The sequence below is a fragment of the Streptomyces sp. NBC_01089 genome (assembly GCF_045162975.1).
GTDB lineage: Bacteria > Actinomycetota > Actinomycetes > Streptomycetales > Streptomycetaceae > Streptomyces.
This window is the reverse complement of record NZ_CP108660.1, coordinates 7,066,321-7,093,113: the sequence shown is the minus strand read 5'-3', so window position 1 is coordinate 7,093,113 and position 26,793 is coordinate 7,066,321. Positions and strand designations below refer to the sequence as shown.

Genomic DNA, 26,793 nt, shown 5'->3' with positions numbered 1-26,793 from the left:
ACTCGGGACGGACGGCGCCGGGTGCGCGCCCCGCGCCGTCCGTCACTGACAGCCGTCCGTCACGGACAGGCGTCCGTCACTGACGTCCGTCCGCGCCCTCGCCCGACAGCCGCTCCCGTACCTTCTCGACCACATCCGCGTAGCGCGCCTCCGCGCCGTACCGGGTGGGCTCGTAGTACCGCTTGCCCCGCACGGAGTCCGGGGCGTACTGCTGGGCGGCGATGGCGCCCGGGACATCGTGCGGATAGACATAGCCCTGGGCGTGGCCGAGCTTGGCCGCGCCCTTGTAGTGGCCGTCGCGCAGATGCGCCGGGACCGGCCCGACGAGGCCCGCGCGCACATCGGCACGGGCGGCGGAGATCGCGGTCGTCGCGGCGTTCGACTTCGGGGCCAGCGCCAGCGCGATCGTGGCGTGGCTGAGGGTGAGCGCGGCCTCCGGGAAACCGATCAGCGCGACCGCCTGGGCGGCGGCGACCGCCGTCGGCAGAGCCGTGGGGTCGGCGAGACCGATGTCCTCACTGGCCGAGATCATCAGCCGTCTGGCGATGAACCTCGGGTCCTCCCCCGCCTCGATCATGCGGGCCAGATAGTGCAGGGCCGCGTCCACGTCGGAGCCGCGGATCGACTTGATCAGGGCGCTCGCCACGTCGTAGTGCTGGTCGCCGTCGCGGTCGTAGGCCACCGCTGCGCGGTCGACCGTCTCCTCCAGCGTGCCGAGTGTGATCTGCGGCTCGGACTTGGCCATGGCCGCCCCGGCCGCCGCTTCGAGTGCGGTGAGAGCGCGGCGCGCGTCACCGCCGGCGATCCGCAGCAGATGCGCCTCGGCATCGGGCGCCAGCGTGACGGCGCCGCCGAGCCCGCGCTCCTCGGTGAGTGCCCGGTGCAGCAGCGACCGCAGGTCGTCGTCGGTGAGCGATTCGAGCGTGAGCAGCAGGGACCGGGAGAGCAGCGGCGAGATGATCGAGAAGTACGGATTCTCGGTGGTCGCGGCGACGAGCGTGACCCAGCGGTTCTCCACGGCGGGGAGCAGCGAGTCCTGCTGGGCCTTGCTGAAGCGGTGGATCTCGTCGAGGAAGAGGACGGTCTCCTTGCCGTATCCCCCCGAGGCCCTGCGCGCACCGTCGATGACGGCGCGCACCTCCTTGACGCCCGCCGTGATGGCGGAGAGCTCGACGAACCGCTTGCGGGTGGCCTGGCTCACGACATAGGCGAGCGTCGTCTTGCCGATGCCGGGCGGACCCCAGAGCAGCACGGACGAGGGCCCGGCAGGCCCGCCGCCGGACTCGCCGACGAGCCGGCGCAGCGGTGAGCCCTGCTTGAGCAGATGCTGCTGGCCCACCACCTCGTCCAGGGTGCGCGGGCGCATCCGTACAGCGAGCGGGCTGCTGGACGGGTCCTTCTCCTGGCGGTCTTCGGCCGCGGCGGTGAACAGATCGGGTTCCACGTACAAAACCCTATGTCACCCCACTGACAACGCCGCCGGGGCAGCTCGTGGGCGGACCGCTACCGGCCCGTCCGCGAGCTGCCCCGGCGGGGGACGATCAGTGCGCGCCGGTCCAGAAGTCCCACCAGCGGGTGAGGATCAGCATGCCGATGATGCCGATGTGCACGACGGGCAGCACCCAGGTGAACTCGCCGAAGAAGCTCCGCAGCCAGCCGGGGGCGGGCAGCAGACCGTGCCGGATGTTGTGCGAGGTGACGTACCAGAAGAGGGTGATCGTGCCCACCCAGGCCAGGCAGCACCAGAGGCAGAGCGAGTTGATGTTGTACAGGGACTGGTACTGGAGCCAGGTGACGAAGCCGACGCCGAAGAGGCAGCCGGCGTTGAACGTCAGCCAGTACCAGCGGCTGTGGCGTCCGCCCGCGATCAGGCTCATCCCGACGCCGATCACGACCGCGTAAGTGGCCAGCCCGAGCATCGGATTGGGGAAGCCGAAGACCGATGCCTGCGCGCTCTTCATCACGTTGCCGCAGGACACCACCGGGTTGAGGCTGCAGCCCGGGGTGAAGTTCGGGTCCTTCAGGAGCTTGAACTCGTCGAGCGTGATGAACCACGCCGCGACCAGCCCGGCGGCTCCGGTGATCACCAGAAGCCAGCCGAAGGCACGGCTCGCGCCGGTCTTCCCGTCCTGCTGCGCGGACACGTCGTCGTCAACCACTGTCGTCGTCATCATGCCGATCCATCGCTCCTGTGGCCTGTGGGCAGGCTCATTGTGCCGCACCGCAAGGGGTCCGCACTGTTCGATGGAGATAAGGATGTTCGAGCGCTCCGGTCGGCGCCCCGCCCGCCGGAGCGCCCAGCGGTCCGTCGGCGGTGCACGGCCGACGCGCCGGGCGGCGTCCGGGATACGGCGGTGCCGCCCTGGCGGACCCGCTGCGACCTGCGTATTCGGTGCGGCGAAGGCTGCGGCGACCGAGGGTGCGGAAGGGCCTGCGGGGGCCGGGCGGCGGGGAGGCCCGCAGCCGTCGCTTCCCGGGGCGCGGTGATCGCCGCCGGGTGCACGGCCCGTCCGGCCGTGGTGAACCGTACCCGGCGATCATGTGTCGCAATTATCCGTAAGGGCGAACTATGACCCGTCGGGTTGACACGTCTGTCCGACTTGTCAGGAATCGTCATCGCGACGATGCCGGGTGGCGGGCTGTACGTCTGTGGCCCGGACGGAGACTCTCCGTCCGGGCCACAGACCGGTTCACACAGACACCGCGTCAGCCGAGCCGGGTGCGGACCTCGGCGACCAGGTCGTCGAGCGGCACCGCGCCCTGCTCGCCCGACTCCATGTCCTTGAGCTGGACGACACCCTCGGCGAGGTCCCGCTCACCCGCGACCACGGTGAAGCGGGCCCCACTGCGGTTGGCGCTCTTCATCGCGCCCTTGAGACCGCGGCCGCCGAACGCGAAGTCCGTGGCGACCCCTGCCCTGCGCAGCTCGGTGACCAGACCGAAGAGCACCCGCCGGGCCTCCTCGCCGAGCGGCACGGCGAACACGCTTGTGGTGGTGGGCAGTTCCAGCTCGACGCCCTCCGCCTCAAGGGCCAGCACCGTACGGTCCACGCCGAGCGCCCAGCCCACCGACGGCAGCGCGGGGCCGCCGATCATCTCGGAGAGCCCGTCGTAACGGCCGCCGCCGCCCACCGCGGACTGCGAGCCGAGTCCGTCGTGGACGAACTCGAAGGTGGTACGCGTGTAGTAGTCCAGCCCGCGGACCAGTTTCACGTCGTCCTCGTACGCGACGCCCGCCGCGGTCAGCAGGGCGCGGACCTCCTCGTGGTACGCCTTGCACGCCTCGCACAGGTAGTCCCGCAGCAGCGGCGCACCCGCCAGCTGCTTCTGTACGTCGGGCCGCTTGTCGTCCAGCACCCGCAGCGGGTTGATCTCGGCCCGGCGCCGGGTGTCCTCGTCCAGGTCGAGCCCGCGCAGGAAGCCCTGGAGGGCGTCGCGGTACAGCGGCCGGCACTCCCGGTCCCCGAGCGAGTTGAGCAGGATCCGGAACTGCCGCAGGCCGAGCGAGCGGTACGCCTGGTCGGCGAGGATGATCATCTCGGCGTCGAGCGCGGGGTCCTCGGTGCCGACCGCTTCGGCGCCCACCTGTGAGAAGTGGCGGTAGCGGCCCTTCTGCGGGCGCTCGTAGCGGTAGTACGAGCCCGAGTACCAGAGCTTGACCGGCAGGTTCCCGGCCTTGTGCAGGTTGGCCTCAAGCGCGGCGCGCAGCACGGATGCGGTGCCCTCGGGGCGCAGCGCCAGCCGGTCGCCGCCGCGCGTCTCGAAGACGTACATCTCCTTGGAGACGATGTCGGTGGATTCGCCGACGCCGCGCGAGAACAGCTCGACGTTCTCGAAGCCGGGCGTCTCGATGTACTCGTAGCCGGAGTTCCGCAGCGGGGCCGCGAGCGCCTCACGTACCGCGAGGAACTTCGCGGAGGACGGCGGCAGAAGGTCGTACGTGCCCTTGGGGGCCTGGAAAGTACTCACGGAAAAGTCGTCACATTCCTCGTCGGGGAGCGGCCAGGCCCCGCAGATACGGGTTGGTGGCGCGCTCGCGGCCGATGGTCGTCTGCTCGTTGTGACCGGGCAGGACCACGGTCGAGTCGTCGAGCGGCAGGCACACACGGGCCAGCGACTCGAGGATCTCGGCGTGGTCGCCACCGGGCATGTCGGTGCGGCCGATGGAGCCGGCGAAGAGCAGGTCGCCCGAGAAGAGGATCTGCGGAATGTCCGCGGCCTCGGGCATCCTGAACGTCACCGACCCCTTGGTATGTCCGGGCGCATGCGAGACGGCGAACTCCAGACCCGCGAGGTTCAGCTCGCTCCCGTCGGCCAGCTCCTTGACGTCGTCCGGTTCGCCGACGGTCAGTTCGCCCATCAGCGGCATCCCGATGGAGCGGCCGATGCCCTTCTCCGGGTCGCTCATCATGAAGCGGTCGGCGGGGTGGATCCAGGCCGGCACGTCATGCGCCCCGCACACCGGGACGACCGATGCCACATGGTCGATGTGGCCATGGGTGAGAACGACCGCCACGGGCTTGAGCCGATGCTTCCTGAGCGCGTCCTCGACTCCGCTGGCGGCCTGGTGGCCGGGGTCGATGATCACGCACTCCTCACCGGCGGCGGGGGCGACCAGATAGCAGTTGGTCCCCCAGGCCCCGGCGGGGAACCCGGCAATGAGCACGATCGTCCTTAAATGTCGGTCCAGCGGGAGAATGCAGCAGATCAGAGCCTACCGGCGCCGCTCATCGCACAGCGAACCCATATACGGTACGGCCTAGCCCGGACAGGTATACGACACGCGCGGATCACGCATGCACACGGACGCATGCACGGCGCATGCAGACGGACGAGGGAGAACACCCGGTGGTCAACAGCGATCAGCGGCGGCGGCAGCTCGCCAGGGAAAAGTTCGAGCGGCAGCAGCAGCGCCGCATCACCGCCCGGCGCAACGCACGCCGCCGCAACGCGGTGATCGCGTCCGCGGTCGCCGTGGTGGTCGTGGCGGGCGGTATCGCCTGGGGAGCGGGAGCGTTCAAGGGCGACGACGGCAAGGCGTCCCCCGCCAAGGCCGCGGACCCGTCGCCATCGGCGAGCAGCAGCGGTCCGCCCGAGCCGGCGATGAAGATCGACAAGAAGGCGAAGTACACCTTCGCGCTCAAGACCAGTCAGGGTCCGGTCTCGCTGGTCATGGACGCCGCGAAGACCCCGCACACGGTGAACTCCTTCAAGTCGCTCGCGGACAAGGGCTTCTTCGACAAGACCAAGTGCCACCGCCTCACCACCAGCGGGATCTACGTGCTCCAGTGCGGCGACCCCAAGGGCGACGGCTCGGGCGGTCCCGGCTACACCATCCCGGACGAGAACCTGACGGCGCTCGGCAAGGCGGGCAGCGACGGTATGGTGACCTACCCGGCCGGCACGGTGGCGATGGCCAACACCGGTCAGCCGCACACCGGCGGCAGCCAGTTCTTCCTCGTCTACAAGGACAGCAAACTGGCCCCGACCTACACGCCGTTCGGGACGATGGACGCGGCGGGGCTGAAGACGGTGAAGGCGGTCGCCAAGGCCGGAGTGACCGGCGGCGGCCAGGACGGGGCGCCCAAGAAGGCCGTCACCATCTCCAAGGCCACCGTCACCAAGGACTGATCCGGCTCCCCTCGTGGGGATATGGGGATATTCGGATGGGCCGGATGCGGACAGCCGCCCCGCCGTTCGCCTATGTTGGCGGTGTGCGGGGCGCAGCCGGCCCGGCCGAAGAAACTGTGGACGATGTCCGGGGGCCCACAAGTCTCCGCAGGCATCATGTGGATGGAGGCGCTGTGAGCAGCGACCCGTGGGGCCGTGTCGACGAGACCGGCACCGTATACGTGCGTACGGCCGACGGCGAGAGGGTCGTCGGTTCTTGGCAGGCAGGCTCTCCCGAGGAGGCCCTGGCCTACTTCGAGCGCAAGTACGAGGGCCTGGTCGTCGAGATCGGCCTCCTCGAACGCCGGGTGAAGACCACCGATCTGTCGGCCAAGGACGCCCAGACCGCCATCGACCACCTGCGCGGACAGGTCGACGAGCACCATGCCGTCGGCGACCTGGACGCTCTGCGGGTGCGGCTGGACGGGCTGGTCTCGACGGTCGAGGCGCGCCGCGAGGAGCGCAAGGTCCAGAAGGCCAGGCAGACCGACGAGGCCAAGCACGCCAAGGAAGCCCTGGTCGTGGAGGCCGAGGAGCTGGCGCAGAGCGACCAGTGGCGGTCGGCGGGTGAGCGGCTGCGGGCGCTGGTGGACACCTGGAAGGGCCTTCCGCGGCTCGACCGGAAGTCCGACGACGAGCTGTGGCACCGCTTCTCGCACGCCAGGTCGGCGTTCTCCAAGCGGCGCAAGGCGCACTTCGCTTCGCTGGACGCCCAGCGCGAGGAGGCCCGCAAGGCCAAGGAGAAGCTGGTCGCCGAGGCGGAGTCGCTCTCGGGCTCGACCGACTGGGGTGCGACGGCGGCCCGTTACCGCGATCTGATGACCGAGTGGAAGGCCGCGGGCCGCGCCCAGCGCGAGTCCGAGGACGATCTGTGGAACCGTTTCCGCGGCGCGCAGGACGTCTTCTTCGCTGCCCGCAGCGAGGTCTTCGCCGAGCGGGACGCCGAGCAGTCCGAGAACCTCAAACTGAAGGAGGAGCTCGCGGTCGAGGCCGAGAAGCTGCTCCCGGTACGGGATCTCAAGTCGGCCAGGGCCGCGTTCCGGGGGCTCAACGAGCGCTGGGAGGCGATCGGCCACGTACCGCGTGACGCCCGGCCGAAGGTCGAGGGCCGGATGCACACGGTGGAGCGGGCGCTCCAGGAGGCCGAGGAGACCGAGTGGCGGCGGACCAACCCGGAGGCGCGTGCGCGTGCCGCGGGTCTGACCGGTCAGCTGCAGGACGCGGTCGACAAGCTGCGCAAGCAGATCGACACGGCGCGTGCGGCGGGCAACAACGCCAAGGCCGACAAGCTCGCCCGTGAGCTGGAGGGCCGGCAGGCGCTGCTCGACCAGGCGATGAAGGGCCTGGAGGAGTTCGGCGGCTGAGCCGAGCCGTCCGTACGGACAGCACGGGGGAAGGGCCCTCCGCCCGCGGAGGGCCCTTCCCCATGTCCTGGTGTCAGGAGCCCGGTGTCAGGGCCGGCGGGCCGATGTCACGCGGTAGACGTCGTAGACGCCCTCCACCCCCCGTACCGCCTTCAGGACGTGGCCGAGGTGCTTCGGGTCGCCCATCTCGAAGGTGAAGCGTGAGGTGGCCACCCGGTCGCGGGAGGTCTGGACCGCCGCCGACAGGATGTTGACGTGCTGGTCGGAGAGGACGCGGGTGACGTCCGAGAGCAGCCGGGAGCGGTCCAGGGCCTCGACCTGGATGGCGACCAGGAAGACCGAGGACTGGGTGGGGGCCCACTCGACTTCCAGGATCCGCTCGGGCTGCTGGGACAGCGAGTCGACGTTGACGCAGTCCGCGCGGTGCACGGAGACCCCGCTCCCCCGGGTGACGAACCCGATGATGGGGTCGCCGGGGACGGGCGTGCAGCAGCGGGCGAGCTTCACCCAGACGTCGTCGACGCCCTTGACGACCACACCCGGGTCCGCGTTGGCGCGGCGCTTGCTGCGGCCGTGGGACGGCGGGGTGGACTCGGCGATGTCCTCGTTGGCCGCTTCCTCGCCGCCGAGCGCCTGCACCAGCTTCTGTACGACGCCCTGCGCCGCGACGTGGCCCTCGCCGATCGCCGCGTACAGCGAGGAGATGTCCGGGTAGCGCATCTCGTGCGCCAGTGTGACGAGCGAGTCGCCGGTGAGGATGCGCTGGATCGGCAGGTTCTGCTTGCGCATGGCCCGCGCGATGGAGTCCTTGCCCTGCTCGATCGCCTCGTCGCGGCGCTCCTTGGAGAACCAGGCACGGATCTTGTTGCGCGCCCTGGGCGACTTGACGAAGCCGAGCCAGTCCCTGGAGGGGCCCGCTCCGGCGGCCTTGGAGGTGAAGACCTCCACCAGGTCACCGTTGTCGAGGGTCGATTCGAGCGGGACGAGCCGCCCGTTGACCCGGGCCCCTATCGTCCGGTGGCCGACCTCCGTGTGCACGGCGTACGCGAAGTCGACGGGGGTGGCCCCGGCGGGCAGCGCGATGACGTCGCCCTTCGGCGTGAACACGAAGACCTCGTTGCGCGACAGGTCGAAGCGCAGCGACTCCAGGAACTCGCTGGGGTCCTCGGTCTCCTTCTGCCAGTCCAGCAGCTGCCGCAGCCAGGCCATGTCGTTGACGGTGTCCTGCCGGGAGCCCTTGCCGGGGCTCTTCGGCGCGTCGGTGCGCACCTTGGAGGCGCCCGCGACGGCCTCCTGCTTGTACTTCCAGTGCGCGGCGATGCCGTACTCGGCGCGGCGGTGCATGTCGAACGTACGGATCTGCAGCTCGACGGGCTTGCCGCTGGGTCCGATCACCGTGGTGTGCAGCGACTGGTACATGTTGAACTTGGGCATCGCGATGTAGTCCTTGAACCGCCCCGGGACCGGATTCCACCGGGCGTGGACGGTGCCGAGCGCCGCGTAGCAGTCGCGGACGGTGTCGACGAGGATACGGATGCCCACCAGGTCGTAGATCTCCGCGAAGTCACGGCCGCGGACGATCATCTTCTGGTAGACGCTGTAGTAGTGCTTGGGGCGCCCGGTGACCGTGGCCTTGATACGGGCGGCGCGCAGATCGGACTGGACCTCGTCGGTCACTATGGCGAGGTACTCGTCGCGCTTGGGGGCACGCTCGGCGACCAGCCGCACGATCTCGTCGTACATCTTGGGGTAGAGGATCGCGAAGGCGAGGTCCTCCAGCTCCCACTTGATGGTGTTCATGCCCAGGCGGTGGGCGAGCGGGGCGTAGATCTCCAGGGTCTCGCGGGCCTTCTTCTCCTGCTTCTCCCGCTTGAGATACCGCATGGTGCGCATGTTGTGCAGCCGGTCGGCGAGCTTGATGACCAGGACGCGCGGGTCCTTGGCCATGGCGACGACCATCTTGCGTACGGTCTCGGCCTGCGCGGCCTCGCCGAACTTCACCTTGTCGAGCTTGGTGACACCGTCGACGAGCAGGGCGACCTGGTCGCCGAAGTCGCGGCGCAGGGTGTCCAGGCCGTACTCGGTGTCCTCGACGGTGTCGTGCAGCAGCCCCGCCATCAGAGTGGCCGGGTCCATGCCGAGCTCGGCGAGGATCGTCGTCACCGCGAGCGGGTGCGTGATGTACGGGTCGCCGCTCTTGCGCTTCTGCCCGCGGTGCCAGCGCTCGGCCACCTGGTAGGCGCGCTCGATCTGCCGCAGGGTCGCGGACTCAATCTTGGGGTCGTTGCCGCGGACGGCCCGCAGCAGCGGTTCGAGCACCGGGTTGTACGGCGAGGAGCGCTGCACGCCCAGCCGGGCGAGCCTGGCCCTGACGCGGTTGGACGAGCCGCCGGAGCGCGCCACCGGGCTCTGCGGGGCCGGGCGCGCGGTCGCGCCCTGGGTGGCGGGTCCGGGCGGCTGCACGGCGGGCTTGGGCGTCGACAGGGGGGCGGCGCCGCCGGGGCGCACCACGGGAGCCGAGGGCTTCGGCTGCCCGGCGGGCGGCTTCTCGGGCGTCGCTGGGGCCGCCGCGGCCTTCTGGCCGTGCTGGTCTGGCTGTGCGGCGGCTGCGGGCCGGTCCTCGTCTGGCAAGCGCACTCCTCTGGGGGTCCCCCCGGACGGAGCCTGGGGGAGGGTCCGGGTCCCCGTGTCAGGTCCGGAAGCCCATGGTAACGATCCCCGGCGATCCGCTCCCCCCGGGCCGGTGCCGGCACCGTACGCGAGAGGCGGGCCGCCCGGTATTCCGGGGGCCCGCCTCAGCGGTACGGCGTACGGGGCAAGACCGCCGTCAGACCGTGATCAGGGCCTCCAGCGGGGCACCGTGCAGGGCGGGCTCCAGCCGGGCACGGCCGTCGAGGAAGCCCAGCTCCAGCAGTACGGCCACCCCGATGACCTGGGCGCCCGCCCGCCGGATCAGGCCGAGCGACGCCTCGGCTGTGCCGCCGGTGGCGAGCACGTCGTCGATGACCATGACGCGGTCGTCGGCGCTGAGGTCCTCGGCGTGCACCTCGATCTCGGCGCTGCCGTACTCCAGGTCGTACGTCTGGGAGAGCGTCGCGCCCGGCAGCTTCCCGGCCTTGCGGACCGGGATGAAGCCGATGCCGGCGCGGACCGCGACCGGTGCGGCCAGGATGAAGCCGCGTGCCTCGAGGCCGACGATCTTCGTGGCGCCGTACCGCACGCACAGCTCGGCGAGCGCGTCGGTCAGCGCGGTGAACGCCTCGGGGTCCGCGAGGAGCGGGGTGATGTCCTTGAACACCACGCCCGGCTGCGGATAGTCCGGTACGTCCCTGATCCTGCTGAGCAGCAGGTCCTCGGTGCTCCTGGTGCTGGTCATCGGCGCTTCCCCGGGGTGCGTCCGCGGCCGCGGGGCGCGGGCGCACGACGGCCGCCGGCCGCGGCGCCGGCCGGGGCCGGGGTGCCGGGGACGCCGTCCTGCGGGTCGCGGGTGTCGTCCTGGTCGGCCGACTCGCCCTTCGCCGCGGCGGCGGCCCGCTTGGCGAGCACCCGCTTCTTGAGGGCCTTCATCGCCGGGTCGCGTTCCTTGAGGTCGGCGACGAGCGGGGTGGCGATGAAGATCGAGGAGTACGCACCGGCGGCCAGGCCGACGAAGAGCGCGAGCGAGATGTCGTTCAGCATGCCGGCGCCGAGGAAGCCGCCGCCGATGAAGAGCAGACCGGCCACCGGGAGCAGTGCGACGACCGTGGTGTTGATGGAACGCACCAGGGTGCCGTTGAGGCTGCGGTTGGCGATCTCGCTGTAGGTGAAGCGGGTCTGCTTCTTGAGGTCCTTCGACGCTTCCTTGAGACCGTCGAAGACGACGACGGTGTCGTAGAGCGAGTAACCGAGAATGGTCAGCAGACCGATCACGGTGCCTTCGGTGACCTCGAAGCCGACCAGCGCGTAGATCCCGACCGTGATGGTGAGGTCGTGGATCAGGGCCACCAGGGCGGCGAGTGCCATCCGCCACTCGAAGGCGATGCCCAGATAGACCACCACCAGGACCATGAAGATCGCCAGGCCCTCCCATGCCTTGTTGGCGATCGTCTCGCCCCAGCTGGGGCCGACCACATCGGCGGCGATCTTGTCGACCGGGAGGTTCAGGTCCTTGGCGAGCGAGCCGTGGATCTTGTCGGCCGTGTCGGTGTCGATCCCCGAGACCTGGATCCGCATGCCGCCGTTGCCGAGCTTCTGCACGGAGGCGTCATGTCCGGAGAGCTTCTCCGCCACGTCCTGGGCGTGCGTCACGGAGACGCTGCTGCTCTTGGTGGTGGTGAAGACCGCACCGCCCTGGAACTCGATGCCCAGGTTCAGACCCCGTACCGCCAGGCCGACGATGGCCGTGATGGTGATCAGGATGGAGATGCCGTACCAGATCCTGCGCTTGGCCACGAAGTCGTAGCCGACCTCGCCGCGGTACAGCCGGGCGCCCATGCTGCCGAGTCGCGACATCTCACGCCTCCTTCGGGTCGGTCGGGGCGGAGGAGGAGGCGGCGGTGGCACCGCCGCGCGAGCGTCGGAGCGGGGGTTTGGCGCCGAGCCGCTTCGGGTCGAGGCCGGACCACGGGTGGCCGCTGGAGAAGAACTTCTTGCGGGCGAGCAGCGTCATCACCGGCTTGGTGAAGAGGAAGACCACGACGACGTCGAGCAGCGTGGTCAGGCCCAGCGTGAACGCGAAGCCCTGCACCTTGCCGACCGTCACGATGTACAGCACGGCGGCGGCGAGGAACGAGACGAAGTCCGAGACCAGGATCGTGCGCCGGGCGCGCGGCCAGGCGCGCTCGACGGCGGGCCGCAGGGTGCGGCCCTCACGGATCTCGTCACGGATGCGTTCGAAGTAAACGATGAACGAGTCCGCGGTGATACCGATCGCAACGATCGCACCACACACCGCGGGCAGGTTGAGTGCGAAGCCGATGCCCTTGCCGAGCAGCGCCATCAGTGTGTACGTGAGGATCGCGGAGACCATCAGGCTGAGGATCGCGATGAACGAGAGGCCGCGGTAGTAGGCCACCAGGTAGATGATGACCAGCACGAGGCCGATCGCACCGGCGATGAGGCCCGCCTGGAGCTGCTCGCCGCCGAGCGCCGCGGTCACCGTGGTGACCGTCTCCTCCTTGAAGGAGAGCGGGAGCGCACCGTAGGACAGCACGTTGCCGAGGTCCTCGGCCGACTGCTGGGTGAAGCTGCCGGAGATCTGGGCGCTGCCGCTGAGCGTCTGGCTCACGGCGGGGGCCGAGACCACGGCGCCGTCCAGCGCGATGGCGAACTGGTTCTGCGGCTGCTGCTGCTTCGAGAGCTTGCTGGTGATCGCCTGGAACTTCTTCGAGCCCTTGCTCGTGAAGTCCATCTGGACGATCCACTGGCCCTGCTGCTGGTCGATGACGGCCTTGGCGCCGGAGACGTCGGTGCCGTCCACGGCCGCGGCGTCGAGGATGTACTTCGCGTCACCGTCCTGGCTGCACGCCACGGTCGGATCGGTCGGCTTGACGTTGTCACCACCGGCCTTGGCACGGCCGGCCTTGGTGGAGCAGTCGAGCGCCGCGAACTGCTTCTGCAGCTTGGCCGCGGCCGCGGTGTCGGCCGGCGACGGGGTGGCGCTGGACTGGGGAGGGGTCGACGGGTCGGGCGTGGGCCCGGCCTTGAGCGCGTCGGTGACCGCACGGCCCTGGGTGGAGGAGGACGGCGATGCGGTGTTCTTCGGCGCCACCGATGACGACGACTTGCCCTTGGCCTTGGACGAGGCGCTCGGGGAGGGCGTGGCGGAGGGCTTTCCGGCCGGCGTCGGCTTTCCGGCCGCGACCGTCACCACGGGGCGGAAGTACAGCTGGGCGGTGGTGCCGACCTGCTGCCTGGCCTGCTTCTCGTTCGTCCCCTTGGGGATGTTGACGAGGATCTGGTCCTTGCCCTGCGTCTGGACCTCGGCCTCGGAGACACCGAGTCCGTTGACACGGCGCTCGATGATGCTGACCGCGGTGTCCATGTTCTTCTGGTTGATCGCGTTGGGCTTGCCCGGCTGGGGCTTCGCCTGGAGCGTGATGCTCGTACCGCCCGCGAGGTCGATGCCGAGACGCGGCGTGACCTGCTTCGACCAGAACATCCCGCCGACGAGCGCAACCATGGCGATCAGGATCAGGGCCAGGGACCGCCCGGGCTTGCCCTGGGCTCCCGTCTGCCTTCGGCCCTTGTTCGGTGCTGCCACCTTGTCGATTCTCCCTGTCCTACCGCCCGCGCCGGGTATGCGCTGTGAGCGGCCACGAAGTGATGTGGGGGACCTGCTCCGCTGTAGCAGTGCACGGTCTCGGGGACCGCCGGTGCTGCAGCGGAGCAGCGCCGACGGTCCCCGGATGTGCTACTTCGCTTCGCCCTCGCCGTCGTTCTTCTTCTCGGCCTTGTCGCTCTTGTCGGCCTTGTCCTCGGACGCGGCGGGGGCCACGTCCTCGTCGGACTCGTCGGACTCCTCGGCCTCGCCGGGGGCGGCGTCGTCGGACGGGGCGTCGTGCTTGCCCAAGTCGACCTTGGCGTCGTCGAGCTCGGTCAGCGAGGAGGCGTCGTCGGGAACGATGGCGGTGTCGCCGTGGACGATGCGGTTGTACTCCGCGTCGTCGAGGACCGCGCCGATCGCGTTCTTGCCGTAGACGGCGTGCACGCCGGGCGCGATCTCCAGGAGGACCGAGTCTTCGTTGATCTCCTTGACGGTGGCGTACATCCCCCCGATCGTCCGGACGCCGGTGCCGGGCTGCATCTCATTGCGCATCGATGCGGCCGCCTGCTGCTTGCGCTTGGCGGACCGGGTCATCAGGAACATGGCCCCGATGAGCACGATGAAGGGGAGGAGGGTCACGAGACTCACGGGAGGGAACTTCCTTCGCACGACCGCGCTGGATCGCGGCCTGATCTTCGGGGGCGGGGCATGCCGTCCTGAGAAGGGCGGCATCGGCGGAGTCTAGGCGAGTCCGCATCAATGGAACAACGCCCAGCATGGCACCGGGGTTCCGCTGCGGGCACCCCTGCGCCTCCTCACGCCCCGAACAGACCCGCTTGTCCCTTTCCCGCAGCGCCTCCAGCGCCCCCCTGCGGGGGTACGAGTCCCAGATGCGCCCAGGCCGCCGGTGTGGCCACCCGGCCGCGCGGAGTGCGGGCCAGCAGTCCCTCACGGACCAGGAACGGCTCGGCGACCTCCTCGACCGTCTCCCGCTCCTCCCCCACGGCGACGGCGAGGGTGGAGAGCCCCACCGGTCCGCCGCCGAACAGCTTGAGCAGGGCCTGGAGCACCGCGCGGTCCAGCCGGTCGAGTCCGCGGGCGTCAACCTCGTACACCGCGAGCGCCGTACGGGCGATCTCCCGGGTGATCACACCGTCGGCCTCCACCTGGGCGTAGTCACGGACCCGGCGCAGCAGCCGGTTGGCGATCCGGGGGGTGCCGCGGGAGCGTCCGGCGATCTCGCCGGCGCCGTCCTCGCCGATCTCGACGTCGAGGAGCCGGGCGGAGCGGTGGATGACACGCTCCAGCTCGGCCGGTTCGTAGAACTCCATGTGTCCGGTGAAGCCGAAGCGGTCGCGCAGCGGCGGTGGCAGCAGCCCGGCCCTGGTGGTGGCGCCGACCAGGGTGAAGGGCGGCAGCTCCAGCGGGATGGCGGTGGCGCCAGGGCCCTTGCCGACGATGACGTCGACCCGGAAGTCCTCCATCGCCATGTAGAGCATTTCCTCGGCGGGCCTGGACATCCGGTGGATCTCGTCGAGGAAGAGCACCTCGCCCTCCTGGAGGGACGAGAGGATCGCGGCCAGATCGCCCGCGTGCTGGATCGCGGGTCCCGATGTGATCCGGATGGGGGCGCCCATCTCGGCCGCGATGATCATCGAAAGGGTGGTCTTGCCCAGGCCCGGGGCGCCGGAGAGCAGGACGTGGTCGGCGGTGGCACCGCGCTGCCTGGCCGCCCGCAGCACCAGGTCGAGCTGGAGTCTGACCTTCTCCTGGCCCACGAACTCGTCCAGGTCCTTGGGGCGCAGAGCGGCTTCGACGGCCTGGTCCTCACCGTCGGCGTCGGCTCCCACCAGGCGCTCTTCGGTGTCGGGGGCGGTGTCGTCCCACTCGTTCTGAGGAGGCAGCATGGCGGGTCTCTCGATCAGCGGGCGCGGTTGAGGGTCTGCAGGGCGGCCTTGAGGAGCGCGCCCACGTTGGGCTCGTCGGCGGCCTCCGCCTGCGGGGTGACGGCGGTGACGGCTTCCTCCGCGTCCCGCGGCGCGTATCCGAGGCCGACCAGCGCGGAGTGCAGCTGCTCGCTCCACGGCGCGGGCCCGGACGCGGTGCGCTGCGCCGCGAGGTGCGCGCCGCCGGTGCCGAGCGGGGCTCCGAGCCGGTCCTTGAGCTCCAGGAGGAGCTTCTGGGCGCCCTTCTTGCCGATGCCGGGGACGGCGGTCAGGGACTTCTCGTCCCCGGTGGAGACGGCGAGCCGCAGGGCGTCGGGCGAGTGCACCGCGAGCATGGCCTGGGCGAGCCTGGGGCCCACGCCGCTCGCGGTCTGGAGCAGCTCGAAGGTCTGGCGTTCGTCGTCGTCCGCGAAGCCGTAGAGCGTGAGGGAGTCCTCGCGCACCACGAGGGAGGTGGCGAGCTTGGCCTGCTGGCCGATGCGCAGGGCGGACAGGGTGTTGGGGGCGCACTGGACCGACATACCGATCCCGCCGACCTCGATGACGGCGGTGGTCGGGGCCAGCGCGGCCACCGGTCCGGAGACGAAGGCGATCATGCGGTAGGGCCTTTCAGCGTGCGGTGGGCGGCGACGGCCTGCTGGAGCCTGTTCTGGGCGGGGGCCCGCCAGATGTGGCAGATGGCGAGTGCCAGGGCGTCGGCGGCGTCGGCGGGGCGGGGCGGGGCGTCGAGCCGCAGCAGCCGGGTCACCATCGCCCCGACCTGGGCCTTGTCGGCCCTGCCGCTGCCGGAGACGGCGGCCTTGACCTCGCTGGGGGTGTGCAGGGCGACCGGGATGCCGCGGCGGGACGCACAGAGCATCGCGACCGCGCTGGCCTGTGCGGTGCCCATCACCGTACTGACGTTGTGCTGGCTGAACACCCGCTCCACGGCGACGACTTCGGGCCGGTGCTCGTCCAGCCACGCCTCGATGCCGCGCTCGATGGCGACCAGCCGCACCCCGAGCTCCGCGTCGGCCGGCGTGCGGACGACCCCGACGCCCAGCATGGTCAGCCGGCGGCCTGCCACGCCGTCGACGACGCCGACGCCGCAGCGCGTCAGCCCCGGGTCCACGCCGAGTACCCGCACGGTGCCCCCTCCCTCATGCCTTGCCGTTCGACCATGTGTTCCTGCGTTGTCGCAGGCTATCGGGTGGTACCGACAACACCGGGAACACGGACGGGCCGGCGGGGTGTGTCCCCGGCGGCCCGTCCGTCGCGTACCCGTGGTGCTGAGCGCCCGTCAGGCGTCGAGCTTCTCCATGACGTCGTCCGAGACGTCGAAGTTGGCGAAGACGTTCTGCACGTCGTCGCTGTCCTCCAGCGCGTCGATCAGCTTGAAGATCTTGCGTGCGCCCTCTTCGTCCAACTCGACCTGCATGGTCGGCATGAAGTTGGCCTCGGCCGAGTCGTAGTCGATGCCCGCTTCCTGGAGCGCGGTGCGGACCGCGACCATGTCGGTGGCCTCGGAGAGCACCTCGAAGGACTCGCCCAGGTCGTTGACCTCCTCGGCACCGGCGTCGAGCACCGCGCCCAGGACGTCGTCCTCGGAGAGCCCGGCCTTGGGGACGACCACGACGCCCTTGCGGTTGAACAGGTACGAGACGGAACCCGGGTCGGCCATGTTGCCGCCGTTGCGGGTCATCGCGACGCGTACGTCGGATGCGGCGCGGTTGCGGTTGTCGGTGAGGCACTCGATGAGCACCGCGACACCGTTCGGCCCGTAGCCCTCGTACATGATCGTCTCGTAGTCGGCGCCGCCGGCTTCGAGACCGGCACCACGCTTGACCGCGGAGTCGATGTTCTTGTTCGGCACCGAGCTCTTCTTGGCCTTCTGGATGGCGTCGAAGAGGGTCGGGTTGCCGGACACGTCGGCGCCGCCCGTGCGGGCCGCGACCTCGATGTTCTTGATCATCTTCGCGAAGAGCTTGCCGCGCTTGGCGTCAACCACGGCCTTCTTGTGCTTCGTCGTAGCCCATTTAGAGTGGCCGGACATCTGCCTGTCTCCTTCGCGTAACCATTTCCTGGACGAACGCCAGAGATCCTACCGGGCGCCGGTCACTGGGCGTCGCGCACCATGTCCGCGAAGTACCGGTGCACACGGTGGTCCCCGGTGAGCTCCGGATGGAACGACGTGGCCAGGACGCGCCCCTGGCGCACCGCGACGATGTGGCCGCCGTGCTCGGCGAGCACCTCGGCCCCCGCGCCCACCAACTCGACCCAGGGCGCCCGGATGAAGACGCCGTCGACGGGGCCGCCGGGGATGCCGGGCATCTCGACGGCCGCCTCGAAGGACTCGTTCTGGCGTCCGAAGGCGTTGCGCCGGACGATCATGTCGATCCCGCCGAAGGTCTCCTGGCCCGATCTGGGGTCGAGGATCTTGTCGGCGAGCATGATCATCCCGGCACAGGTCCCGTACACGGGCAGGCCGGAGCGGATGCGCTCGCGCAGCGGCTCCGCCATGCCGAACAGGACGGCCAGCTTGGACATGGTGGTGGACTCGCCGCCCGGCAGGACCAGGCCGTCGACGCCGTCGAGCTCCTCGGGGCGCCGGACCTGAGCGGCCCGGACGCCCGCCGCGTCCAGCGCGGCCAGGTGCTCCCGTACATCGCCCTGGAGAGCGAGGACACCGATGACGGGAGTGTCCATCACCAGCCCCGGTTCGCGTAACGCTCGTTCTCGGGCAGGGTGTCGCAGTTGATGCCGACCATGGCCTCGCCCAGGTTCCGGGAGGCGTCCGCGATGACCTTCGGGTCGTCGAAGAAGGTGGTGGCCCTGACGATGGCGGCGGCGCGCTTGGCCGGGTCACCCGACTTGAAGATGCCGGAGCCGACGAAGACGCCCTCGGCGCCGAGCTGGCGCATCAGCGCGGCGTCGGCCGGGGTGGCGACCCCACCGGCCGAGAAGAGGACGACGGGCAGCCTGCCGAGCCCGGCGACCTCCTTGACCAGCTCGTACGGGGCGCGCAGGTCCTTGGCGGCCGCGTACAGCTCGTTGTTGTCGTAGCCGCGCAGCCGGGCGATCTCGTTCTTGATCTGGCGCAGGTGACGGACGGCCTCGACGACGTTGCCGGTGCCGGCCTCGCCCTTGGAGCGGATCATGGCCGCGCCCTCGGCGATCCGGCGCAGGGCCTCACCCAGGTTGGTGGCGCCGCACACGAACGGCGTGGTGAAGGCGAACTTGTCGCTGTGGTTGACCTCGTCGGCCGGGGTCAGCACCTCGGACTCGTCGATGTAGTCGACGCCGAGCGACTGCAGCACCTGGGCCTCGACGAAGTGGCCGATACGCGACTTGGCCATGACCGGGATGGAGACCGCCGCGATGATCTCTTCGATCATGTTCGGGTCGGACATCCGGGCCACTCCGCCGTCCTTGCGGATGTCGGCGGGGACCCGCTCCAGAGCCATGACGGCGACGGCGCCCGCGTCCTCGGCGATCTTCGCCTGCGCGGCGTCGACCACATCCATGATCACGCCGCCCTTGAGCTGCTCGGCCATACCGCGCTTGACGCGTGCGGTGCCGGTCGCCGGGGTCTCGGCGGGGGAAGTGGTGGAGTGCGTACTGCTGGACACGGGCTACCTCGCTCGGGAAGAGGGTTCTTGCTCACCCGAGATAACCCCCGCCGACCAGGCCACTGCAAGGGCCAATGAACAGCCGGTGGATCGTTCTGGGAGCCCCTTCCCGACAGACCGGGGAGTGGAGAGCGTGGAAGCGGAGAGCCAGGGTGATGACGTACCCGGCAGAGCCCGGGTCGTTACGTACCCGGCCGGTCGGCCAGCGCCACCGGCGGCTCGTCGTCCATCTCGAACGCCAGCGGGAACGGCGCGTGCCCCGCGAGCCGGAACCAGCGGACCTTGCGGTGGGTACGCAGGGCGCGCGCGGCCCGCACCGCGTCGTTGTGGAAGCGCCTGGCCATCGGCACCCGCCGGACGGCCGCGGCCAGTTCGTCCGCCGCCTCCTCTCCCCCTGGCGCCGATCGCACGGCCCCGACCTGCGCCGTCTCACCGAAGACGGCCCGCAGCGCCTGGCTGAGCTCGCTCTCGGCCACCTCGCGGTGCTCCTCCTCGGACTGCCGGGCCGCGTGCGCCGCCTCGTAGAGGACGATCGAGGCCGCCGGGTCGAGGACGCCGGACGTGGCCAGCTCCTGGGCGACCGAGGCACGGCGCAGCAGCTGGGCGTCGAGGGCGGCGCGGGCGGCGTCGATCCGTGCGTGCAGCCGGTCGAGCCGCCCGGCGGTCCAGCTCAGATACAGGCCGACCGCGACGAACGCGAGGACGATCCAGATGATCAGGGATACGGTCACGGGCCGAAAGGCTACCGGTCCGCGGTATCAGTCTCTGGCCAGCCCGAACCGGGCCCGCAGGCTGACCCGTTCGTCGGTGTCGACCGACGCGGCTCCGTCGGTCACCGTCTCGTACACCGCCAGGATGTCCGCGCCGACCGTGGACCAGTCGAAGCGGCGTACATGCGCGCTGCCCCGCCGGCGCAGCCCCTCCCGGCGCTCGCTGTCGCCCAGCAGCCGGACCGCGGACGCGGCCAGCGCGTCCGCGTCCTCGTTGGCGAAGAGTTCGCCCGCCGCGCCCTGGTCCAGGACCTGGGCGAACGCGTCGAGGTCGCTCGCCAGCACCGGCGCACCGGCCGACATCGCCTCGACGAGGATGATCCCGAAGCTCTCGCCGCCGGTGTTGGGCGCGACGTAGACATCGACGCTGCGCAGCAGCCGCGCCTTGTCCTCGTCGCTGACCATGCCGAGGAACTCGACCCGCTGCCGCATCTCCTTCGGCAGTGAGGCGACCGCCTCCTTCTCGTCACCGCGTCCGGCGACCAGCAGCCGCGCCCGAGGGCACTCGGCGAGGATCTTCGGCAGCGCCCGCATCAGCACGGGCAGCCCCTTGCGCGGCTCGTCGATCCGCCCGATGAAGCCGATGGTGCCCCCCTGCCATTCGGGCTTCGGCTCGGCACGCTCGAAGAATCCGACGTCGACGCCGTTGGGGATGACGACCGCGTCGCCGCCCAGGTGTTCGACGAGGGTACGGCGCGCGTACTCGCTCACCGCGATCCGTGCCGAGATCTTCTCCAGCGCGGGCTGCAGGATCGGATACGCGGCGATCATCGCCCGGGAGCGCGGGTTCGAGGTGTGGAAGGTCGCCACGATCGGGCCCTGCGCGGCCCAGCAGGTGAGCAGCCCCAGCGAGGGCGAGGTGGGCTCGTGGATGTGGATCACGTCGAAGGTGCCGTCGTGCAGCCAGCGCCGTACCCGGGCCGCGGACAGGAAGCCGAAGTTGAGCCGGGCGACCGAGCCGTTGTACGGGACGGGGACGGCCCGGCCCGCGGAGACCACGTACGGCGGCAGCGGTGTCTCGTCGTCGGACGGGGCGAGCACGGACACCTGATGGCCCAGGCCGTTGAGGTGTTCCGCGAGGTCCCTGATGTGGAACTGGACCCCGCCCGGGACGTCCCAGGAGTACGGGCAGACGATGCCGATCTTCACGCGGGCTCCTGACGGGGCTCCAGGTCGGCGAGCCAGAGGCGCTGGAGCATGTGCCAGTCCTCGGGGTGCTCGGCGATTCCGGCGGCGAAGGCGTCGGCGAGCGCCTGCGCCATCACCGAGGTCTTCTCGGTACGGGTGCCCGAACCGGGTACGTCCACGGGCGGATGGACCCGGCCGCGCATGACCGGTGAACCGTCGTACCAGAGGGTGACGGGCAGCAGCAGCGCTCCGGTCTGCTGGGCGAGCAGCGCGGGCCCCGCGGGAATCCGGGTCGCCTCGCCGAAGAAGCTGACCTCGACGCCCGATGCGGAGAGGTCGCGGTCGGCGACCAGACAGACCAGGCCGCCGTCCCGCAGCCGCCTGGCCAGCGTGCCGAAGGCGGAACCGCCGGTGTGCGGCAAAACCTCCATGCCCAGGCCCTGGCGGTAGGCGACGAACCGGTCGTAGAGGGTCTCGGGCTTGAGCCGCTCGGCGACCGTGGTGAACGGCACGCCCAGCTTCGTGGTGACCCAGGCGCCCGCGAGGTCGTAATTGCCCATGTGCGGCAGGGCGAGTATCACGCCCTTCCCGGCGGCGAGCCCGTCCGTCAGATGGTGGAGGTCGTCGGGGACGAAGCCCTCACGGATCCGGTCGGCGCTCCACGCGGGCAGCCGGAAGGACTCCATCCAGTACCGCATGTACGAGCGCATCCCGGCCCCGGACAGCTCGGCGAGCCGCTCCGGCCCGGCGTCGGGCACCACCCGGGCCAGATTGGACTCCAGGCGCAGCACGCTCTTGCCGCGCCGCTTCCAGACCGTGTCGGCGATGCGCCGGCCGAGCCCGGTGGCGGCCGGCTCGGGCAGCTTCTTGACCGCGCCCCAGCCGAGCCCGTACAGGGCGTCCGTCAGCCGCTCCCTCATACCGCCTCGCCGCCGTGCGCGGAGGCTTCGGCGGCCGCGGCGGCGTCGGCCTCTGCGGACTCCCTGCGTACGGTGACGACCCGCTGCACCAGGGTGATCAGGCTGCCCACGGCGACGACCCACAGCGCGATCGGCAGCAGGATCTGGATGCCGGGCACCCCGAACTTGTGCAGCCCGGCGAAGCCGGCGGCGACGAGCGAGATGACGAGCCGCTCGGCCCGCTCGATCAGCCCGTTCACCGCGACCGGGAGCCCGATCGACTCGCCGCGCGCCTTGGTGTACGAGACGACCTGGCCGCTCGCGAGGCAGAAGAGGGCGACCGCGCACATCAGGTTGTTGTCACCGGTGCCCGCGTACCAGAGGGCGAAGCCGGAGAAGATCGCCCCGTCCGCGACCCGGTCGAGGGTCGAGTCGAGGAAGGCACCCCAGCGGCTCGAAATCCCGGCCTGGCGGGCCATGTTGCCGTCGACGAGGTCGGAGAAGACGAAGAGCGTGATGACGACCGTGCCCCAGAAGAACTCTCCCCTGGGGAAGAAGACCAGCGCACCCGCCATCACCCCGGCCGTACCGATCAGCGTCACCGCGTCGGGGCTGACCCCGATCCGGAGCAGAAATGAGGCGAACGGCGTGAGGACACGCGTAAAGAATGCACGCGCGTACTTGTTCAGCATGGCCTTCCCGGGGGGTCGGTGGGCCGCGCGGCCCCATTGGCCGCCCGGCGGGCCCATCGTAGCCAGGACCGCGGGCCTCCACCGCCGGGCCCTGTCCCACACGCGCGGCCGGGCGGGGGCCCGGGCGGACGCGGGGCCGTACGTATGGACGCGCGTCCGCCCGAGTGGAAAGCTCGAAGGGCGCGGGCGTCACCGGTGCCGCCACGCTTCCCGGCCCTGTGTCCGCCCACCCGTTTCTCACCGTGCAACGTCCCTCAGCACACGGGAGGCACACTCATGGGCGACAAGGCGAGCACACATCCCGGAGCCGCCGGCAGAGCGCCGACGGCCGGCCGGCGGCCCGCTTCCGTACGGAACGTGGTCCTGGTCGGCCACAGCGGATCCGGCAAGACCACCCTGGTCGAGGCCCTGGCGCTGACCGCGGGCGCGGTCACCAGGGCAGGCCGGGTCGAGGACGGCCAGACCGTCTCCGACTACGACGAGATCGAACAGCGCAGACAGCGGTCGGTACAGCTCTCGCTCGTCCCCGTCGAGTGGGACGGCATCAAGATCAATCTGCTGGACACCCCCGGCTACGCCGATTTCGTCGGCGAGCTGCGGGCCGGGCTGCGCGCGGCCGACGCGGCCCTTTTCGTCGTGTCGGCCGCCCAGGACGCGGACAGCGTCGACGGCGCGACGCGTGCGGTCTGGGAGGAGTGCGCGGCCGTCGGGATGCCGCGGGCCATCGTGGTCACGCACCTGGACACCGCCCGTACCGGGTACGCGGAGCTGACCCGGCTCTGCGGACGGATCTTCGGCGGCGACGACCCCGACGCCGTACTCCCGCTGTATCTGCCGCTGTACGGACCGCCGGGCCCCGACGGGCACGCCCCGGTGACGGGCCTCGCCGGGCTGCTGACCCGGCGGCTGTTCGGCTATACGTCGGGCGAGCGTACGGAGAGCGCGCCGGGCGAGGCCGAGCTGCCGTCGATGGACGAGGCCCGCGACCGGCTGATCGAGGGGATCATCGCGGAGAGCGAGGACGAGACCCTGATGGACCGCTATCTCGGCGGCGAGGAGATCGACGTCGGGACGGTCATCGCGGATCTGGAGCGTGCGGTGGCCCGCGGTGTCTTCCACCCGGTGCTCGCCGCGGCCCCCGCGGTGTCCGGTGGGCGGCAGGGGCTCGGCACGGTCGAGCTGCTCGAACTGATCACGCGCGGTTTCCCCGCCCCGCCGGAGCGCGAGGCCCCGGCGGTCACCACCCCGGAGGGCGCCCCGCACGCCGCGGCGGCCTGCGATCCGCGCGGCCCGCTGGTCGCCGAGGTGATCAAGACGGCGTCCGACCCGTATGTGGGCCGGCTCTCCCTGGTGCGGGTCTTCTCCGGGACCCTGCGGCCCGACGAGACGGTGCATGTGTCGGGGCACAGCCAGGAGGGCCACGGCCACGCCGGCCGGGACGGCGGCGCCGACCGCGACACGGACGAACGGATCGGGGCGCTCTCGGCCCCCTTCGGCCGGCGGCAGAGCCCGCTGGCCGAGTGCGCCGCCGGGGACATCGCGTGCGTCGCCGGGCTGAGCCGCGCGGAGACCGGCGACACGCTGTCCGGGAAGGACGACCCGCTGCTGATGGAGGCGTGGACACTGCCGGAGCCACTGCTTCCGCTCGCCGTCGCCGCCCATGGCAAGGCCGACGAGGACAAGCTCTCACAAGGGCTCACCCGGCTGGTCACCGAGGATCCGACCATGCGTGTCGAACAGAACCCGGACACCCGCCAGTTGGTGCTCTGGTGTCTCGGCGAGGCGCAGCGGGACGTGGCGCTGGAGCGGCTGCAGGGCAGATACGGGGTCCGGGTGGACGCCGAGCCGTACCGGGTCTCGCTGCGTGAGACGTTCGGCGGACCGGCCGAGGGGCGCGGCAGACACGTCAAACAGTCGGGCGGCCACGGCCAGTTCGCGATCTGCGCGATCGAGGTGGACCCGCTGCCCTCCGGTTCGGGGATCGAGTTCGTCGACCGGGTGGTGGGCGGTTCGGTGCCCCGGCAGTTCATCCCGTCCGTCGAGAAGGGCGTACGCGCGCAGGCGGCCAGGGGGCTGGCCACCGGGCACCCGCTCGTCGATGTCCGTATCACTCTCCGGGACGGCAAGGCCCACTCCGTGGACTCCTCGGACGCGGCGTTCCAGACGGCGGGCGCGCTGGCGCTCCGGGAGGCGGCGGACCGGGCGCCGATCCAACTCCTCGAACCCGTGATCTCCGTGCGGGTCCTGGTGCCCGACGACTACGTGGGCCCGGTGATGAGCGACCTCTCCGGGCGGCGCGGCCGGGTGGTGGGCACCGAGCAGACGGTGCCCGGCCGCACCCTGGTCAGGGCCGAGGTGCCGGAGATCGAGATCGGGCGGTACGCCGTCGATCTGCGGTCGCTGTCGCACGGCACCGGCCGGTTCACGCGCTCGTACGTCCGCCATGAGCCGATGCCGTCGCAGGTGGCCGACCGGGTACGCGAACAGGCCCACAGCGGCACGTAGTCGCTGCCGTCACCCGGCTCGCGCGCCCAGTCGCTGCGGTGACCGGTCCCGCGCACGTCGGCGTTGTCCGGCCCCGGGCCGCGGAGATCGGCGGAATCCGGCCCCCGGGGCCGCGGAGATCGGCCGGGCAGCGCCTTGCGCGCGGCCGCCTTCCGTCGTCCCGTGACGCGCGGGGAGCGGCACGGATACGCTGAGGTCACGGCCCGGACGGCAGGCGCGGGGCGGCCCGGTCCGGCACAGCAGGTGTGCGGGGCACGGTAGTTGGGAACAGCCGCAGCAGCGGTTGGGTGCGGCGATGGGGGCAGCGGTGGCGAACGACGGATTCGATTTCATTCCGGGGGCACAGGTTCCGCTCCAGGGATCAGCGGGCCAGACCGCCGCCACCCATGCCCTCGCGTCCGCGGCCTACCGGGACAGCCCGGTCGAGGACATACTCAAAGCCAACAGCGAGTGGCACAAGACCGAAGTGAAAAAGGGCAAGTTCTCGCTCTTCGAGCCGAATCTGGGCGAGTCCTTCTCCCGGGCCGTCCAGGTGCGGATGCTCGGAGGCACCCGTAAGGCGCTCATCCAGTCCTTCGGGACCGAGCCCCAGACGGTCGTCGAGCACTGCCTGGCCGCGACCCGTATCCGCAAGGAGCGCGACACCCGGCTGACCATCGTGATGGCCGTCTTCGGACTCGTGTTCCTGCCCGGGCTGCTGCTCTGGCTCGGTGTCTTCCAGCTGCGGCGCACCCTGTCGGGGGCCAAGAACCGCAGCATGGGGGCCCTGGGGACCGTGCTGCTCGTGGCTGTCGGCGGGCTCGTGGTGCTCTTCCTCGTCAAGCTGCCGTTCGGGGGCATCGGGGCGCTGTATCTGCGGGCCATGCTGGTCGCGCCGGTCATCGGCTGGGTGCTGGCCAAGCGGATCTGTGAGCGGACCGCGGTGGATCTGCGGTCCCGCTGGGAGAGCCTGCTGTCCGGCGGCGGCATCGGGCCGAAGATCCCCGAGGCCGTACCGCGCAACCCCACCGAGACCGCGGCCGAGCAGCTGCGCCAGTCGCTGGCCAGGCTGACCGCCGAGCAGCAGTCCAACTCGGTCTTCTACGCGGGCCCCAAGGGGATACTCGGCATGGGCACCCGCTGGGGCAGCTGGCAGCTCGCCGAGGAGCTGGTCCCGCGCGAGGCGGGCACCGAGATCCACGGTTTCCGCAGCTGGGACGTCATCCGGGCCATCCACGACCGGCTGCGGATGCTGGAGCGCGGCCCGCTGCACACCGGCGGCTTCCCCACCCCGTCCGTGAAGCACTGGATCGTGGCACCGGTGGGTGAGAACGCGGGCGAGGTGAGCCGGCCCGACGGCGAGGACGTGGAAGCCTTCCAGATCAAGGGCCACGAGATACAGCGGATCTGCAACGAGCAGCAGTTCGGCAGCGGCAACCGCCACTATCTGGGCGTGCAGTTCACTCTCTGGGACGGCCAGCTGGTGATCACCATGATGATCACGGTGACGGTGCTCCACGAGACGCTGCGGATCGAGGTCACCGGCCACGCCCTCGGTCCGGTCCACTCGCTCTTCACCACCAAGCCCGCGGCCAAGACCAAGCAGGTCAACAAGGCGGTCAGGTTCTGGGAGACGCGGGAGGTGAACCTGCCGCTGGTGGAGACCCCCGAGGTGGTGCGGCTGGCCGCCAGGGCCCCGCTCACCTGGTTCCCGCCGGTCCTCGACTTCTGCGGCGGGAAGATCACCCTGCCCGAGCCGTTCGGTATGCGGCACGCCTGGGCCGACAAGCCCTGGCGGCACCGCTTCATGGCGGACGACGCGATGCGGGCGGCCACCCCGGTGCTGCGCGCCGTGCACACGGCGGCGATGGGGGTACTCGACGAGCACGGTGTGAACACCGACTCGTTCACCAACCGCTCGATGGTCCTCAGCGGCCTTGTCCAGGACCCGACGCCGCGCCAGGCCGACGTCTACGACGCCTGACACC

The 26,793-nt window shown here is 70.8% G+C and carries 23 protein-coding genes; 4 read left to right on the top strand and 19 right to left on the bottom strand.

Going from position 1 to position 26,793, the window contains the following annotated elements; all coding sequences use genetic code 11:
* Positions 1 to 76: 76 nt before the first annotated feature.
* The 4 genes from OG510_RS31945 to OG510_RS31930 all read right to left on the bottom strand — a co-directional run bounded on the left by OG510_RS31945 (position 77) and on the right by OG510_RS31930 (position 4,666).
* Positions 77 to 1,444, bottom strand: coding sequence for a replication-associated recombination protein A (locus OG510_RS31945; RefSeq protein ID WP_164265381.1), 1,368 nt, complete (start codon positions 1,442 to 1,444; stop codon positions 77 to 79).
* Between the two features lie 97 nt (positions 1,445 to 1,541).
* Positions 1,542 to 2,174 carry a vitamin K epoxide reductase family protein gene (locus OG510_RS31940; RefSeq protein ID WP_406141354.1) on the bottom strand — a complete coding sequence of 211 codons (633 nt, stop codon included), beginning with the start codon at positions 2,172 to 2,174 and terminating at the stop codon, positions 1,542 to 1,544.
* Between the two features lie 532 nt (positions 2,175 to 2,706).
* Positions 2,707 to 3,969, bottom strand: coding sequence for a histidine--tRNA ligase (hisS, locus tag OG510_RS31935; RefSeq protein ID WP_164267353.1), 1,263 nt, complete (start codon positions 3,967 to 3,969; stop codon positions 2,707 to 2,709).
* Positions 3,970 to 3,979: 10 nt separating this feature from the next.
* Positions 3,980 to 4,666, bottom strand: coding sequence for an MBL fold metallo-hydrolase (locus OG510_RS31930; RefSeq protein WP_406141351.1), 687 nt, complete (start codon positions 4,664 to 4,666; stop codon positions 3,980 to 3,982).
* A gap of 182 nt (positions 4,667 to 4,848) precedes the next feature.
* Here OG510_RS31930 and OG510_RS31925 point away from each other — a divergent pair, with 182 nt between their 5' ends.
* The gene (locus tag OG510_RS31925; protein ID WP_406142658.1) at positions 4,849 to 5,631 is read left to right on the top strand and encodes a peptidylprolyl isomerase; all 783 of its coding nucleotides are present in this window, start codon (positions 4,849 to 4,851) and stop codon (positions 5,629 to 5,631) included.
* 173 nt (positions 5,632 to 5,804) lie between these two features.
* A complete protein-coding gene (locus OG510_RS31920; RefSeq protein WP_406141350.1) occupies positions 5,805 to 7,034 on the top strand; it encodes a DUF349 domain-containing protein in 1,230 nt (409 codons plus the stop codon).
* Between the two features lie 87 nt (positions 7,035 to 7,121).
* Here the strand turns inward: OG510_RS31920 and OG510_RS31915 are convergent, their stop codons facing one another.
* From OG510_RS31915 to pgsA, 15 genes are all read right to left on the bottom strand, one after another.
* Positions 7,122 to 9,665, bottom strand: a complete 2,544-nt coding sequence (locus OG510_RS31915; protein ID WP_406141348.1) for a RelA/SpoT family protein — start codon at positions 9,663 to 9,665, stop codon at positions 7,122 to 7,124.
* Between the two features lie 196 nt (positions 9,666 to 9,861).
* The gene (locus tag OG510_RS31910; RefSeq protein WP_406141347.1) at positions 9,862 to 10,410 is read right to left on the bottom strand and encodes an adenine phosphoribosyltransferase; all 549 of its coding nucleotides are present in this window, start codon (positions 10,408 to 10,410) and stop codon (positions 9,862 to 9,864) included.
* Positions 10,407 to 11,525, bottom strand: a complete 1,119-nt coding sequence (gene secF, locus OG510_RS31905; RefSeq protein WP_406141345.1) for a protein translocase subunit SecF — start codon at positions 11,523 to 11,525, stop codon at positions 10,407 to 10,409. Before secF ends, OG510_RS31910 begins: the two co-directional genes overlap by 4 nt.
* Position 11,526: 1 nt before the next feature.
* Entirely contained in the window at positions 11,527 to 13,275 is a 1,749-nt protein-coding gene (gene secD, locus OG510_RS31900; protein ID WP_406141344.1) for a protein translocase subunit SecD, read from the bottom strand.
* A gap of 150 nt (positions 13,276 to 13,425) precedes the next feature.
* On the bottom strand, positions 13,426 to 13,926 hold the full coding sequence (gene yajC, locus OG510_RS31895; protein ID WP_406141343.1) for a preprotein translocase subunit YajC: 501 nt from the start codon (positions 13,924 to 13,926) through the stop codon (positions 13,426 to 13,428).
* A gap of 167 nt (positions 13,927 to 14,093) precedes the next feature.
* The gene (gene ruvB / locus OG510_RS31890) at positions 14,094 to 15,185 is read right to left on the bottom strand and encodes a Holliday junction branch migration DNA helicase RuvB (protein ID WP_164265388.1); all 1,092 of its coding nucleotides are present in this window, start codon (positions 15,183 to 15,185) and stop codon (positions 14,094 to 14,096) included.
* 14 nt (positions 15,186 to 15,199) lie between these two features.
* Positions 15,200 to 15,820, bottom strand: coding sequence for a Holliday junction branch migration protein RuvA (gene ruvA, locus OG510_RS31885; RefSeq protein WP_164265389.1), 621 nt, complete (start codon positions 15,818 to 15,820; stop codon positions 15,200 to 15,202).
* The gene (ruvC, locus tag OG510_RS31880; protein WP_406141341.1) at positions 15,817 to 16,350 is read right to left on the bottom strand and encodes a crossover junction endodeoxyribonuclease RuvC; all 534 of its coding nucleotides are present in this window, start codon (positions 16,348 to 16,350) and stop codon (positions 15,817 to 15,819) included. Before ruvC ends, ruvA begins: the two co-directional genes overlap by 4 nt.
* Before the next feature lie 153 nt (positions 16,351 to 16,503).
* Positions 16,504 to 17,256 carry a YebC/PmpR family DNA-binding transcriptional regulator gene (locus OG510_RS31875; RefSeq protein WP_164265391.1) on the bottom strand — a complete coding sequence of 251 codons (753 nt, stop codon included), beginning with the start codon at positions 17,254 to 17,256 and terminating at the stop codon, positions 16,504 to 16,506.
* A gap of 62 nt (positions 17,257 to 17,318) precedes the next feature.
* Positions 17,319 to 17,909, bottom strand: coding sequence for a pyridoxal 5'-phosphate synthase glutaminase subunit PdxT (gene pdxT / locus OG510_RS31870; RefSeq protein ID WP_406141340.1), 591 nt, complete (start codon positions 17,907 to 17,909; stop codon positions 17,319 to 17,321).
* Positions 17,909 to 18,832: a pyridoxal 5'-phosphate synthase lyase subunit PdxS gene (gene pdxS / locus OG510_RS31865; RefSeq protein WP_406141339.1), complete on the bottom strand. Its 924-nt coding sequence runs from the start codon at positions 18,830 to 18,832 to the stop codon at positions 17,909 to 17,911. The genes pdxT and pdxS overlap by 1 nt, the downstream gene beginning before the upstream one ends.
* A 182-nt stretch (positions 18,833 to 19,014) precedes the next feature.
* Complete coding sequence (locus OG510_RS31860) at positions 19,015 to 19,563, bottom strand: hypothetical protein (RefSeq protein WP_164265394.1); 549 nt, start codon at positions 19,561 to 19,563, stop codon at positions 19,015 to 19,017.
* Between the two features lie 27 nt (positions 19,564 to 19,590).
* Positions 19,591 to 20,751 carry a glycosyltransferase family 4 protein gene (locus OG510_RS31855; RefSeq protein WP_406141337.1) on the bottom strand — a complete coding sequence of 387 codons (1,161 nt, stop codon included), beginning with the start codon at positions 20,749 to 20,751 and terminating at the stop codon, positions 19,591 to 19,593.
* A complete protein-coding gene (locus OG510_RS31850) occupies positions 20,748 to 21,650 on the bottom strand; it encodes a phosphatidylinositol mannoside acyltransferase (protein ID WP_406141335.1) in 903 nt (300 codons plus the stop codon). Before OG510_RS31850 ends, OG510_RS31855 begins: the two co-directional genes overlap by 4 nt.
* Complete coding sequence (gene pgsA / locus OG510_RS31845) at positions 21,647 to 22,321, bottom strand: phosphatidylinositol phosphate synthase (RefSeq protein WP_406141333.1); 675 nt, start codon at positions 22,319 to 22,321, stop codon at positions 21,647 to 21,649. The genes OG510_RS31850 and pgsA overlap by 4 nt, the downstream gene beginning before the upstream one ends.
* Before the next feature lie 276 nt (positions 22,322 to 22,597).
* On the opposite strand from pgsA, the gene OG510_RS31840 reads away from it, so the two are divergent.
* On the top strand, positions 22,598 to 24,826 hold the full coding sequence (locus OG510_RS31840; protein ID WP_406141331.1) for an elongation factor G-like protein EF-G2: 2,229 nt from the start codon (positions 22,598 to 22,600) through the stop codon (positions 24,824 to 24,826).
* Positions 24,827 to 25,133: 307 nt separating this feature from the next.
* On the top strand, positions 25,134 to 26,789 hold the full coding sequence (locus OG510_RS31835; RefSeq protein WP_406141329.1) for a hypothetical protein: 1,656 nt from the start codon (positions 25,134 to 25,136) through the stop codon (positions 26,787 to 26,789).
* Positions 26,790 to 26,793: the final 4 nt, after the last annotated feature.

Coding starts and splice junctions, on each gene's coding strand:
- OG510_RS31940 (WP_406141354.1), bottom strand. CDS start 2,174: ATGATGACGACGACAGTGGTTGACGACGACGTGTCCGCGCAGCAGGAC.
- OG510_RS31910 (WP_406141347.1), bottom strand. CDS start 10,410: ATGACCAGCACCAGGAGCACCGAGGACCTGCTGCTCAGCAGGATCAGG.
- secF (WP_406141345.1), bottom strand. CDS start 11,525: ATGTCGCGACTCGGCAGCATGGGCGCCCGGCTGTACCGCGGCGAGGTC.
- ruvB (WP_164265388.1), bottom strand. CDS start 15,185: ATGCTGCCTCCTCAGAACGAGTGGGACGACACCGCCCCCGACACCGAA.
- ruvA (WP_164265389.1), bottom strand. CDS start 15,820: ATGATCGCCTTCGTCTCCGGACCGGTGGCCGCGCTGGCCCCGACCACC.
- OG510_RS31875 (WP_164265391.1), bottom strand. CDS start 17,256: ATGTCCGGCCACTCTAAATGGGCTACGACGAAGCACAAGAAGGCCGTG.
- pdxT (WP_406141340.1), bottom strand. CDS start 17,909: ATGGACACTCCCGTCATCGGTGTCCTCGCTCTCCAGGGCGATGTACGG.
- OG510_RS31850 (WP_406141335.1), bottom strand. CDS start 21,650: ATGAGGGAGCGGCTGACGGACGCCCTGTACGGGCTCGGCTGGGGCGCG.
- pgsA (WP_406141333.1), bottom strand. CDS start 22,321: ATGCTGAACAAGTACGCGCGTGCATTCTTTACGCGTGTCCTCACGCCG.
- OG510_RS31840 (WP_406141331.1), top strand. CDS start 22,598: ATGGGCGACAAGGCGAGCACACATCCCGGAGCCGCCGGCAGAGCGCCG.